The sequence below is a fragment of the Acinetobacter kookii genome (assembly GCF_900096895.1).
GTDB classification, from domain to species: Bacteria; Pseudomonadota; Gammaproteobacteria; order Pseudomonadales; family Moraxellaceae; genus Acinetobacter; species Acinetobacter kookii.
On the sequence record NZ_FMYO01000003.1, the window covers coordinates 223,042 to 235,490 of the forward strand.

Below are 12,449 nucleotides of genomic sequence, written 5' to 3' on the forward strand. Positions count from 1 at the left end.
TCAAATACCTGTAACCGATAAAAGGGCTGAATCAAATGATGCTGTATTTTGGCGAATTGCAACGGTTTGAACGTTGTCGCGTGCTACCAGGTCAGCAAGGGTGATTTTTGCTAAATAATCGGCAATGTGGTGGGAGAGTTCTTGCCATAAATCATGAGTCAAGCACATTGCACCATTTTGGCAGTTACCTTTATGGTCACAACGCGTTGCGTCAACTGTTTCGTTTACAGCTTCAATAATTTCTAATACTGTGATTTCTTCAGCGTTACGTGCCAGATGATAACCACCGTTGGCTCCACGAACACTAGAAACTAAGCCGTGGCGCTTTAATTTCGCAAATAACTGCTCAAGATAAGCCACAGAAATAGTTTGACGAGCTGCAATTTCAGCAAGCGTGATCGTTTGTTCAGTTGGCTGCAAAGCTAAATCAAGTAGAGCAGTCACTGCGTAACGACCGCGAGTAGTAAGACGCATGATTCGATACACATATTAAGACTAGATGTGTCGATTTTATGAATCCTGACTAAAATAGTCAAGTTTTTTTGTGGGGCTTTAACTTATTTTGTTTTATAGGAAAATTATATATTTATACAATCCACCAATTATACACTAATAACGCAACTAATAGCACGATAGTTAGACTAAAAGCGATATTCATTCTTTTTTGTTTTTGCTGCATGCGACGAATACGATTCTTGTATTGTTTAACTTCTACCTCTAAGGTATTGATCTTTGAACGTTGTTGATCAATTTTTTCTAATAGGGGAGCAATACGTTTTTTGGAAGCAATAATCTCCTGTTCATCAGTGGGTTCGCTAAGCCACTGTTTCCAGTCAGATAAAACTTTTGGAAAGCTGAACAGCAAGGCTAAATCGCGAAACTCATCCTTTAAGGTACTGTCACCATCAATACGCATTTTTTTGATGCTGCGTCGATTGCCAAAGACAAATACTTTGATTAAATCCATAAGCGTGGTGCGAATATCCAAATCGACTACTTTTGCTGGTGCCTTGGTGTCAAAGAGTATGCCGTGTTCAGTAAAAACCACATAAAAATCAAAATAAGGTAAATAGCTATTAATTTTAATGGTTATTTTTTGATCTATAAATTTTTTAGCCTGCAAGCCAACGACCCGATCATGTTTTAAGATGAAGGTAAAGATTGTCTCTAAAACAATCATGGTCATTGTGAGCAACAAATGCGGTTGTTTTTGACCTTGTTGCGATTCACTCATAAAACTTAATCCTTACCTGAAAGGAGCATCCCATGCTCGAAAATGTGTTTCAGGACTTATCAACAAATATATTAATCTTGCTTTGTAGAACAGTTTAGCAAATCGATCAAGTATTTAATTTGTTATTATAGCTGTATTTTTTGAGTAATTATATTTAAGTTGTATGGAAAATAAGCAGGAGATTGGCTGAATGGATAAATCAATAAAAGATCAAGAGATTGATCAACTAAAAAATGAAAATACTGATAAAACAAAGAATAAATCACGTTCAGGTCGTAAATCGGGTCTGGATTTTCGTAAATATACTCAGCAGATATGGCTTGCTGGCCTGGGGGCTTTTTCGCGTGCGGAAGAGGAAGGCAACAAACTCTTTGACTCTTTAGTCAAGGTCGGTGAAGAACTGGAATCCAAGACGTCTGAAATTGCCGATCAAACCGTAGAAAAAGTTTCGGTAAAAGCCAAAGAATCGGTGAGCGATACTAAAGACAAGGTCGAAAAACTCATTGACCATAGTGTTAACCACTCTTTAAACAGAATTGGTCTGGTTACCGTAAAAGATATTCAACATTTAGAAAGTCTCATGTTACAACTCCATAATAAAGTCGATTTTTTGATTGAAGAAAATAAGCAGTTAAAGGCACAAATGTTACAAAAATGAAACTTTTTTTAGTTTTTCTGCATTTTTCAACAATTTTTTTCGCAATTATTTTATAGAAAAGCTGATTGAGAGTATTGCGTTTTGCCCCAAAGCATTGATATAAAGGTGTTATGGAATCCTTAGACCTTAAATAAACGATATTAAGAGGACGTAATCTTCATGAATAAATCAGAATTAATCGATGCAATTGCAGAGAAAGGGGGATTGTCTAAGACTGATGCAGGTAAAGCCTTAGATGCAACAATTGCTTCAATTACTGAAGCACTTAAATCTGGTGATACTGTTACACTTGTTGGTTTTGGTACATTCAACGTTAAAGAACGTGCGGCACGTACAGGTCGTAACCCGCAAACTGGCGCAGCTTTAGAAATTAAAGCAAGCAAAGTACCAAGCTTTAAAGCAGGTAAAGGTTTAAAAGATTCTGTAGCTTAATCTTTCTTAAAGCCGATAAACGCGCCCTATAGGCGCGTTTTTTATTAATAATGCCGATTTACAGTGTGAACACATTCATTCAGCTGAGGTTTTCGGGTAAAATCCCCCAGAAATAAAATATTGGAATACTTATGGAATCTTTTCGTAAAGTTATTAAGGGCTGGTTGGGCAAAGTGTTGCTCATTTTGTTTTTGACCCCTTTAGCACTTGTAGGTATTGAAGGATATTTTAGTGGTGGTAAGTCAGAAGACACAGCAAAACTGGTGAATGGCCAGGAAATTTCTAAAAAAGAATTGGAGTCGCTGACCCAAACATTTAAAGAACAATATTTGGCTTATGCCAACGGCGACGAAACTTTACTGAATCAATCTTTCATTGAAAACAAGGCGATGGATAGTCTGGTCGCTCGAACCTTGTTGTTACAGCAGGCAGAAGAGCTGGGCATTTCATTAAGTGATGCACAAATTGAACAGATGGTTGCCCAGCAACCAAGCTTCCAGGAAAACGGTAAATTTTCTGAAGCCTTATACTCAAATTATTTGCGTTCAGTTGGCATGACCAGTCAGGCTTTGATTGCCAACTTGCGTAAAGACCATGCCTTGAAAATGTTGACTTCAACATTTATGGACTATGCATTGGTGAGCAAGCTTGATATTCAGCAAATTGCCAACTTGCAAACTGAACAACGCACCTTGCATCTTGCCAGCATTAAACTGGATGAATACAAGAAAAATATCAAAGTCACACCGCAAGAAATAGCAGCTTATTACAACAAGCATCAAAATGCGTTTAAGCAGGTTGCAAGTGTAGATGTGGACTACGTTGTGCTTACGCCTGCTGATGTTGCACCTGCCAATACTCAAGTGACAGATGCTGAATTGCAGCAAGCTTATAATGCATTTGTTGATGCGCAAAAGCAGAATGTTAAGCCATTGGTCAAACATATTTTAATTACGGCAGACACCCGTTCGGACGCTGAGGCGAAAAAATTAGCCAATGAGGTCGCTGCAAAAATTAAAGCAGGCATGTCTTTTGCCCAAGCTGCAGCACAGTATTCGGATGATACTGAATCGAAATCTAAGGGTGGTGTGGTAGAAGCCTATGCAAAAGGCGTGTTTGGTGATGCATTTGATCAAAGCGTAGCTTCTTTAAAACCCGCACAAGTTTCAGCACCGGTTAAAACCCAGTATGGTTATCATTTAATTGAAACCGAAGCCGCTGCAATGAAGTTGCCTTCATTTGAGACTGAAAAACCGCGCTTGCTGGCTGAGTTGCAAAAGAATAAAGCCGCAAATTCATTCTCGGATGCTGTAAATAGCCTGAATGAGCTGGTTGTAGGGAGCGATGCGCTAGATGTGGTGGCGCAGGAAGTTAAAGGTGTAACGGTTCAGTCTGTGAAAGGTATGACCCTGGCTACACAGCATCCTGTACTGAGCGATGCCAATGTCAAGGTCAAGCTGTTTAATGATGATGTGAAAAATGGCGATCGCAATGCATCTAGCAGCATTCAAATGGCAAATGGCAATACTGTTTGGGTAAAAGTACGTAATTATCATGCGGCTGGTGTGCAGACTTTGGCTGAAGCAACACCACGTGTAAAAGCAAAACTCATCGAACAGAAAGCAAGTGATGCAGCGAAAGCGAAAATCCAGACCGCATTGAATAACTTTAAATCACAACCAGCTGTTAGCGTTGTGGCACAAAGTCAGATTACTTTTGAAAATGCTGGTGTATTTACCCGTTCACAAGGCCTAAAACGTGAGATTGAACGTGCGGCATTCAGTGTTCCGGCACCGAAAGCAGGCATGTGGTCAGTCACGACTGCTTCTTTGCCTAATGAATTGGTGGTGGTTGCTGTATCAAATGTGAACAAGACAACTTCGAATGCCTTAACCAATGAACAGTTGGGTGAATTGTCCAAGTTGTATCAACAGCTTCGTGGTCAGCAGGAACTGGATGATTACACGCAATATCTAAAGTCACATGCGAAGATTAAGTAATCTTAAGTGAAATAAAAAAAACCTGCGTTAACGCAGGTTTTTTTATGGCTGAATTGAAGCTTATTCAGCACGTATTTTCAGTTCATAGCCTGAATATTTGCGGATATTAATGACACCGGTATCCAAGATTAGATATTGTCCTTTAATACCCAGTAATTTGCCACGAATAATCGGTGTTTTATCCAGATTGTGTGACTTGATTTTTTCGGGATATTGCTCGACCGGATAAACAAACTCGCGTGGCAGCTCATTTTCCATGACTTCAATTGTTTCGTTAAATTCGAGGTTCTGGCTAAATTCATCCCGAATGGTTTGAATTTTCGGTGCAAATTCTTCTATCAGCTGTTCACGCACTTCTATTAAATTGAGCGGTTCAGCTTCGCCTTTGAGTAGTTTGCGCCAATCCGTCTTGTCTGCAACCTGAGTGCCAAACATAATTTCCAGTTGGCCTGAGAGACGGCGGGAACCTACTTTCATAATCGGCAAAGCCTGGGTTGCACCCTGGTCCAGCCAGCGCGTTGGCATTTGTCCAAGACGGGTGATGCCGACTTTTAATGCACTTGAATTGGCCAGATAAACAATATGCGGCTGGAAGCACACATCATGAGCAAAGCTATCTTCGCGGCAAGTCCCGAGATGATAATGACAGGTTTCCGGTTTCATAATGCACATGTCACAGGATGCTTTGGTTTTGAAACATTTAAAGCAGTGACCCTGTGAAAAGGATTTACTGGTTTTGCTACCACAGGATACACAGTAGATATTGCCGGTCCATTCGATTTCAATTTCCTGGCCTAAATTGAATGGCAGGTCAACTTCTGAACGATCTAGAATAAATTTATATTCAACATTTGCCTTGTGTGTATGTTGATCAGTTACACTAAGGTCCTTAAGACCTGCATGCATTTTATGGCAAATGCCTTGTAGTTCCATACAGAATACTCTCTTCAATAATAAGGATGCAGTTATGGCTGAACAAAATGTCATTACTTCAATGCTAGACGATTTATCTCAGGAACAGCCTATCCAAACTGCATTATGTATTGGTCAAAATCTTGCACAATACGACAATAATCAATCAATTCAATGGCACTATTTTAACGTAACTGAGTTTTTAAATCTGCCTTTTACCCAGCGATATGATCTGGGTTTTGTGGTGATGGATGCACAAGAGTTGGCGCTACTTTCTGATGTGCAGAAGTCTCAGCTGTTAGTGAGATTACGTGACCTGATGGCAAAACGAATTGTTGTGGTCAGTCGATTACAGGATGAAAAATTGTTGCGTGCCTTGGGTTTTACCCAGCTGATTGATAAAACCCGTCATGACAGTGATTTTGCACTGTGGCAATTCAATATTTTAACCTATAAACATGTGCCTGACTGGTTTAACTCCAAATTCTGGGCAAACCCTGAAAACTGGAATAAATTTCGCTGGTAATAATTGTTTGTTGTCATTGCAAATTTTAACAATAGCGATTTATTTATTACGTTCAAAGCATCGTATTCTTTTATTAGGCTCATAAAAGGATAGTGCGATGACGAATCTTAGTAATATTGTTGAAATGCTGGCTAAACAGGCTTTAGGTGGCAATCAGCAACAATCACGGCAGGGTGGTTTAGGAGATATTTTAGCTTCGGTATTTGGCCAGATGAGTGCGAATGATACTCAGCAAAGTCAACAACAAAACCAGCAGAACCAGCAAAGACAACAAGGTGGGTTGGGCGGAATTTTGGGATCAGTGCTGGGACATTTGAGTGGTCAACAAAATCAGCAACCTCAGTACAACCAACAGCGAAGTAATGTAGGTAAGACCTTATTGATTGCGGTGCTTCCTTTGGTGCTTGCCTGGATTCAGAAGCAAGGCGGTTTGCAGGGTGCGCTGGATAAACTAAAAGGTATGGGACTCAGTCGCCAGGTGGATGATTGGGTTTCTACAGGTCCAGGTGAAAATGCCAGTGTGGACCAGCAGCAGGTACAGGGTCTGTTTGATGATCAGGAAGTCGAGCAGGTCGCACAGGAAACCCACGTACCCAAACAGGATATTTACGCTGCGATTTCAAAAGTCTTGCCGCAAATTATTGATTCACTGACGCCTCAAGGCGAACAAACCAATAAGCAGGAAGCCAATGCTGATATTCAGCAGGTGATGAACCTGGTGTCCGGCTTTTTGAAACGTTAAGATTTTAACCGGCTGAGTGGCTGGCTCAGCTGGTTGTTAAGCATTTAAAATAAAATAGCCTATGCTAAATAAATGCTACTGATGATTTTCCATGTTAAATAAATTATTGGATTTGGAAATTTTTTTAGCAATATAGTGGGACTTTTTTAGGCGAATCAAAATAATCTGCGATTGAAATTCCAGTTCACCAAATTCAGGCTCAACCTGTACATAATGTAATTGTCCAAAACTGTCCCGTACCCGTGCCTGTGCGGAAAATCCCGGACGGGCATTGCCACTGGAAATGGTCGCCAAACGTCCCAGTAGACTGACCTGTTGCTTGGTCAGTGTCGGCTTGATGACCTGGTCAAGGCAATGAATCATAAATACAGTGAAAAACACCGCAATGATCAGCGCCGGGATCATCAGATAATAAGCAGGCAAGAATGCCTTCTGTTGTGCAAATACGCAAAGTTGCAGAAAATAGCCTGCAAAACTGAAGTTCATGAGTAAAAACACCACAATCAGTGTTTTGGAGAATTTGACGTTGAGCAGTGGTGAGTCAGTCAGTTTCTTTGGTGAAAGCGTTTTTAGAAACTCGGTCGGGCGAATGTTAAAATAATAGCCAATGGTTTCTGCCATGCTGAGTACAATTAAGGCCAATAAACTTAAATGAAACGGGATCAAGTTATAGTCTTGTAGAAACTCAAGCATGGCAAATTCCATTGGGTTTATTCTTCTTTCAGGTAAATTCCACCATCAGAATGCACGGTAATTTCAACTTTTTCAAGTGATTGCCCCTGGCAGGGACCAGAAACACATTCACCGGTTTCAACCAGAAACAGGGCTCCATGCGTGGAGCATTCAATATATTCCTGATCACGGTCTAGAAACTGGTTTTCCAGAAATTCCAGCTCGACCTGCAAGTGAGGACAGAGATTCTGATAGGCATAGAATGAGCCGTCACGCTGGGTAATGAAAATATTGTCACCATTTGGCGTTTCGTATGAACGTGCTTCACGTTCAGGAATCTCTTCCATCATGGCAATTTTAATCATTATGCACATTCCTTCTGAAAGTTATTTAATAATTCTGCGTAACTTTCTACACTCAGGCGCGGGCCAAACTGTGAAACCACTTCACTTGAAATCAGGATTGAAAGTTCAGCAGCCAGTTTAAGGCTTAAGCCTGCATTCAATGCATACAGGAATGCGCCTGCAAAGGCATCACCGGCACCATTGGCATCTACCGCAGTCACTTTACGGCCTGGAACTTTCAAGGTTTGTTCAGAATCGGAAATTAAGGCACCTTCAGCTGACAATGTAATGACAGTGTATTTGCTTTTTAGTTGCAATTTAGCCAGTGCTGCTTCAATTGAATCGGTTTCTGTGTACATTAAAGCTTCATGATAATTGCACAGCAATAAATCCACGCCATCATCCAAAAGCTCATCCAGACCTTGACGTGCATACTGCACCATTGCAGGATCAGAAAGGGTTAAGGCAATTTTTACCCCATGTGCTTTTGCAATTGCACGGGCCTGTTTAACCGCTTGACGTGCAGTATCGCTGGTGGACAAATAGCCTTCAATATACAGCCATTTTGCGGTTTTTAAAGGTTCAAAATTAATTTGAGCTTCACTCAGTTCAGCGGTAATGCCGAGGTAAGTTTGCATGGTGCGTTCAGAGTCCGGACTCACCAGAACCATACAGGTACCTGTCACACCTTCACTGACGGATTGCTCGGCGGTTTGAATACCTGCTTCGTTTAAACCTTTCAGATAAATCTGACCAAGTTCGTCGTTGCCTACGCGGCAAGCATAAAATGCAGTGCTGCCCAAGGCACTAAAAGCAACGGTGGTATTTGCGGCAGACCCACCCGAGGCTTGACCTTTGTATAGTTGTGTTTCTTTTAAATTATTATATAAATTTGCTTGCGTTTCACCATCAGTCAACTGCATAGTGCCTTTTTGCAAATTTTGTTGAATCAGGAAATCGTCAGAGACTTTAAATTCTTGGTCGATTAATGCATTACCAATTGCAAAAAGATCAACAGTTGTCATGTCTTTCATTCACATTTAAATTAAAACGCTAAGTTTACACCAATGCTCATGATTGCTGTAGATTGATGAATAAAATTCAATATATAGTCAATTTATTCGTTCAAAATACCCTATAGGACAGAATAAGGAAGGTTAGATGAATATCACGATTGATAAAGCTGAACAATTACCTGAACAAATCAAGGAATTAGCCAAGCAGGCACAGCAAGAAGGATTTCAGTTTGTTGATCGATTGATTGAAGAGTTTGAAAGTGGCAAGAACAGGTTTGATCAACCGGGTGAATTCCTGTTGTTGGGCTATCATGATGACAAGCTTGTGGCTTGTGGCGGTTTAAACCAGCAATGGAATGAAAACGAAATAGATAGCCGGATTGGCCGGGTACGTCGTTTTTATGTCTTGCCTGAATATCGCAAGCATGGTGTAGGCAAACAACTGTTACAACAGCTGGAAAAAGAGGCTCGTGCCAACTTTTCAGCCCTGTGCCTGAATACCGACACCAAAAATGCAGCACATTTCTATCAAAAACAAAACTATGTGTTTGTAGAGAATCATCCCAACTATAGTTATTTCAAATATCTGATCTAGTTTTGGTCTTTGACTATGACACTGTTTAGTCCAGGTGGGCTTGATGGTGTCATGCTGAAGCAATTTATTAATTTAAAAGCTTTTTATTTTGCTGATACCAGTCTACAAAAATAATTAAAAATTATTTCAATTCAATCTCTTGTTGATTGTGTGGATAGCTTTGTTTTGCACTGATTTTAAATACGGAATGAGTCCTAGCCAGAATTCATTTTTAATCAGGTTACATTAAAAAATTGTGCTTCTTTGCTTAAACTATGACGTTCTTAAAACTGGACTAAAATGCTTGGAATTTCGTAACAGTACAAATTCAAATGGTGCAATATTCAGGTATAATCAAAACCATCTTATAAATATGTAAATGTTGGAGATCACATGACTGTAGATGTCACTGAAACCATTTCTCAAACTGTTCATCCTGCGTTTCAGTTGATACGTCAACACCATGTTGAAGCCCTAGATATTCGGGTGTCAGAATATCAGCATAAAGTCACGGGGGCCATACATTATCATCTGGCCAGCGATCTGGATGAAAATGTCTTTCTGGTGGCGTTTCGTACCCAGCCGATGGATTCAAAAGGCGAGGCGCATATTTTAGAACATACCGCACTCTGCGGTTCTGAAAAATTTCCGGTTCGTGACCCATTCTTCCTGATGATTCGCCGTTCACTCAATACCTTTATGAACGCGTTCACTTCAGCGGACTGGACCGCTTATCCTTTCGCGACGCAAAACAAAAAAGATTTTCAGAACCTGCTGGAAGTGTATCTGGATGCCGCTTTTGCTGCGAACTTGAATGAACTGGATTTTGCCCAGGAAGGGATTCGCATTGAGCTGGAAAATGGCGAACCGGTCTATAAAGGCGTGGTGTTTAATGAAATGAAAGGGGCCATGAGTTCTCCTTCAGATCAGCTCTATCATCAACTGGCGCACCATTTATTTCCGCATACCACCTATCATTACAATTCTGGTGGGGATCCCAAGGATATTCCGGACTTAACTTACCCAGAGTTAGTTAATTTCTATAAATCACATTACCATCCAAGTAATGCGGTATTTATGACTTTTGGCAATGAGTCGGCTTATTACTTGCAGGAACAGTTTGAAACTTTAGCCTTGTCTAAATTTGAAAAAGGCCAAACCCTGCATTCAACGCCCGAAACCCGTTTAACTGCACCGCTTGCAGTCACAGAAACCTATGCGGTAGATGCGGAAGACTTGAAGGATAAAACCTATCACGTGATTGCATGGCTGTTGCCGCAAGCCAGCGATATTAAATTACGCTTGGGGATGCGCCTGGTTGAAGGAATTTTGCTGGAAGATTCAGCTTCGCCTTTGCGTCATTATCTGGAAACCTGTGGTTATGCCCAGTCGACCGGTCCAATTATGGGCGTGGATGATTCCAACTTTGAAATGACTTTCTTCTGTGGTGTACAAGGTTCAAATCCTGAACATGCCCAGGAATTTAAAGACGGTGTGTTTAAGGTGCTTGAAGAAGTGGCTTCCAAACCGGTCGACACTGAAATGGTCGATGCCATTTTGCATCAGATTGAATTGCATCAGCGTGAAATCAATGGCGATGGCATGCCTTACGGTTTAAGCTTGATTTTAAATGGATTAAGCAGCGTGATTCATCATAGCGATCCAATTCAGGTCTGGGATGTCGATACAGCCATTGAACAGGTGAAAGAAGAACTCAAAGACCCAATGTGGTTGTCGAACCTGATTCAAGAATATCTGCTGGATAATCCCCATCGTGTACAAATGACTTTGGTGCCTGATGCAACCAAGTCGGCAAGAGAAGCTGAAGCGGAAAAAGCGCGTCTGGCTGCCATTGGTGCCAAACTGACGGATGAGCAAAAAGCGGAAATTATCAAGCAAACCGAAGCCTTAAAAGAACGTCAAGATTCGCCGGATGATTTGAACCTGTTGCCAAAAGTCGGTCTGGAAGACGTTCCTGCAGATTTGCACATCGTACAAGGTCAATTGCGTGAAATTATCAGCAATAACCTGGATACGCCTTTGAATTTGTATCATGCCGGGACCAATGGCATTTACTATCAGCAGGTGCTGGTCAAAATTCCGAATCAGGTGGTTCAGTCGCCATATTTCAATTTACTGTCAATTTTGCTGGGTGAAGTCGGTGCGGGCGAGTACGACTATCTGGAACTGCAACAACTGCAAACTGCAGTGAGTGGTGGCGTGGGGATGGGTGCATCTTTACGTTCAAAAATTGATGATAAAAACAAGATTAGTGCTTGGCTCACCTTGACCACCAAATCGCTGGTAAATAATTTTGAAGCCATCCGCCTGTTGAAACTGGCATTTGAACAGCTGCGTTTTGATGAGAAAGATCGCATTATTGAATTATTGCAGCAACGTAAAACACGCTGGACTTCACGTATTTCTGGTTCGGGGCATAGTTATGCCATGCAAATTGCAGGACGTAACCACAGTGCCTTGGCACAACGTGACTATCAGAATACCGGTTTGGGAGCGCTGAACTGGTTAGGTAATCTGGTGAATAAAATTGAAACTGATGAAGCTGCTTATGAGGCGTTAATCGCGGAATTAAAAGCCATTCATCGTCTGCTGTTACAGGCACCCAAACAATTCCTGCTGGTGTGTGAAGAACAGCAGTCCGATCGTCTGATTGAAGAAATCCAGACGGTTTGGGATAAATTGAGTGTGGATCAAACTCCAGTAGAATTAACGCAAATCATCACAGAAAATAGCAATCTTGACGAAGCATGGCTGATTCAGGCCAATGTCCAATTCTGTGCGGCGGCTTATCCTGCGGTAGAAATGTCTCATCCCGATGCTGCACCTCTTATGGTGTTGGCAGCTTATTTACGCAATGGCTTTTTGCACAGTGCAATTCGTGAAAAAGGTGGGGCTTACGGCGGTGGCGCAAGCTACGACGGCAATGCCTGCTCGTTCCGTTTCTATAGCTATCGTGATCCGCGCCTGGCAGAGACTTTTAAGGACTTTGATGCCAGTATCCAGTGGTTGTTGAATAGTGAACACAAACCGCATCAACTTGAAGAAGCAATTTTGGGCTTAATTGCGAGCATGGATAAACCGGGTTCTCCTGCCGGTGAGGCGATTACTGCCTGCTATGCATTATTGCATGCACGTACACCTGCGGTGCGCAAGCAATTACGTGCACGTTTACTTGCTGTAACTCTGGATGATCTGAAACGGGTTGCAGAACAATATCTGGTTCAGCAAAAACCGGTGAAAGCGGTGGTTGCACCTGTGGCAAAACGTGAAGCGCTGCTTGAACTTGGTTTTGATATTAAACAAGTGAACTAATAAAAA

13 protein-coding genes are annotated in these 12,449 nt (G+C 41.4%); 7 read left to right on the plus strand and 6 right to left on the minus strand.

The window, feature by feature from the left end:
• The gene (locus tag BLP85_RS07190) at positions 1–474 is read right to left on the minus strand and encodes an Rrf2 family transcriptional regulator (protein ID WP_086197843.1); all 474 of its coding nucleotides are present in this window, start codon (positions 472–474) and stop codon (positions 1–3) included.
• Between the two features lie 112 nt (positions 475–586).
• Positions 587–1,234, minus strand: a complete 648-nt coding sequence (locus tag BLP85_RS07195) for a hypothetical protein (protein ID WP_092819436.1) — start codon at positions 1,232–1,234, stop codon at positions 587–589.
• A 190-nt stretch (positions 1,235–1,424) separates the two neighbouring features.
• Between BLP85_RS07195 and BLP85_RS07200 the strand changes: the two genes are divergently transcribed.
• The 3 genes from BLP85_RS07200 to BLP85_RS07210 all read left to right on the plus strand — a co-directional run bounded on the left by BLP85_RS07200 (position 1,425) and on the right by BLP85_RS07210 (position 4,324).
• Positions 1,425–1,892 (plus strand): phasin family protein, encoded by a 468-nt coding sequence (locus tag BLP85_RS07200; RefSeq protein ID WP_092819437.1) that lies wholly within the window; start codon positions 1,425–1,427, stop codon positions 1,890–1,892.
• A 159-nt stretch (positions 1,893–2,051) separates the two neighbouring features.
• Positions 2,052–2,324, plus strand: coding sequence for an HU family DNA-binding protein (locus BLP85_RS07205; protein ID WP_004651791.1), 273 nt, complete (start codon positions 2,052–2,054; stop codon positions 2,322–2,324).
• A gap of 131 nt (positions 2,325–2,455) precedes the next feature.
• Positions 2,456–4,324, plus strand: a complete 1,869-nt coding sequence (locus tag BLP85_RS07210; protein WP_092819438.1) for a SurA N-terminal domain-containing protein — start codon at positions 2,456–2,458, stop codon at positions 4,322–4,324.
• A gap of 60 nt (positions 4,325–4,384) precedes the next feature.
• Here BLP85_RS07210 and BLP85_RS07215 read toward each other — a convergent pair whose 3' ends face one another.
• The gene (locus tag BLP85_RS07215; protein ID WP_092819439.1) at positions 4,385–5,257 is read right to left on the minus strand and encodes a DUF2797 domain-containing protein; all 873 of its coding nucleotides are present in this window, start codon (positions 5,255–5,257) and stop codon (positions 4,385–4,387) included.
• A 34-nt stretch (positions 5,258–5,291) separates the two neighbouring features.
• On the opposite strand from BLP85_RS07215, the gene BLP85_RS07220 reads away from it, so the two are divergent.
• Together BLP85_RS07220 and BLP85_RS07225 are read left to right on the plus strand one after the other, a co-directional pair.
• Positions 5,292–5,762, plus strand: a complete 471-nt coding sequence (locus BLP85_RS07220; protein WP_092819440.1) for a DUF6231 family protein — start codon at positions 5,292–5,294, stop codon at positions 5,760–5,762.
• 97 nt (positions 5,763–5,859) lie between these two features.
• On the plus strand, positions 5,860–6,504 hold the full coding sequence (locus BLP85_RS07225) for a YidB family protein (protein WP_092819441.1): 645 nt from the start codon (positions 5,860–5,862) through the stop codon (positions 6,502–6,504).
• Positions 6,505–6,579: 75 nt separating this feature from the next.
• Here BLP85_RS07225 and BLP85_RS07230 read toward each other — a convergent pair whose 3' ends face one another.
• Genes BLP85_RS07230 through BLP85_RS07240 form a run of 3 tightly spaced genes read right to left on the minus strand, consistent with a single transcriptional unit; the run spans position 6,580 to position 8,545 of the window.
• The gene (locus BLP85_RS07230; protein ID WP_092819507.1) at positions 6,580–7,197 is read right to left on the minus strand and encodes an OB-fold-containig protein; all 618 of its coding nucleotides are present in this window, start codon (positions 7,195–7,197) and stop codon (positions 6,580–6,582) included.
• Between the two features lie 17 nt (positions 7,198–7,214).
• A complete protein-coding gene (locus BLP85_RS07235; RefSeq protein ID WP_171259680.1) occupies positions 7,215–7,526 on the minus strand; it encodes a Rieske (2Fe-2S) protein in 312 nt (103 codons plus the stop codon).
• 14 nt (positions 7,527–7,540) lie between these two features.
• Positions 7,541–8,545, minus strand: coding sequence for an adenosine kinase (locus BLP85_RS07240; RefSeq protein ID WP_092819443.1), 1,005 nt, complete (start codon positions 8,543–8,545; stop codon positions 7,541–7,543).
• A gap of 136 nt (positions 8,546–8,681) precedes the next feature.
• On the opposite strand from BLP85_RS07240, the gene BLP85_RS07245 reads away from it, so the two are divergent.
• Positions 8,682–9,131 carry a GNAT family N-acetyltransferase gene (locus BLP85_RS07245; RefSeq protein ID WP_092819444.1) on the plus strand — a complete coding sequence of 150 codons (450 nt, stop codon included), beginning with the start codon at positions 8,682–8,684 and terminating at the stop codon, positions 9,129–9,131.
• Between the two features lie 372 nt (positions 9,132–9,503).
• Positions 9,504–12,443 carry an insulinase family protein gene (locus BLP85_RS07250; protein ID WP_092819445.1) on the plus strand — a complete coding sequence of 980 codons (2,940 nt, stop codon included), beginning with the start codon at positions 9,504–9,506 and terminating at the stop codon, positions 12,441–12,443.
• Positions 12,444–12,449 lie beyond the last annotated feature (6 nt).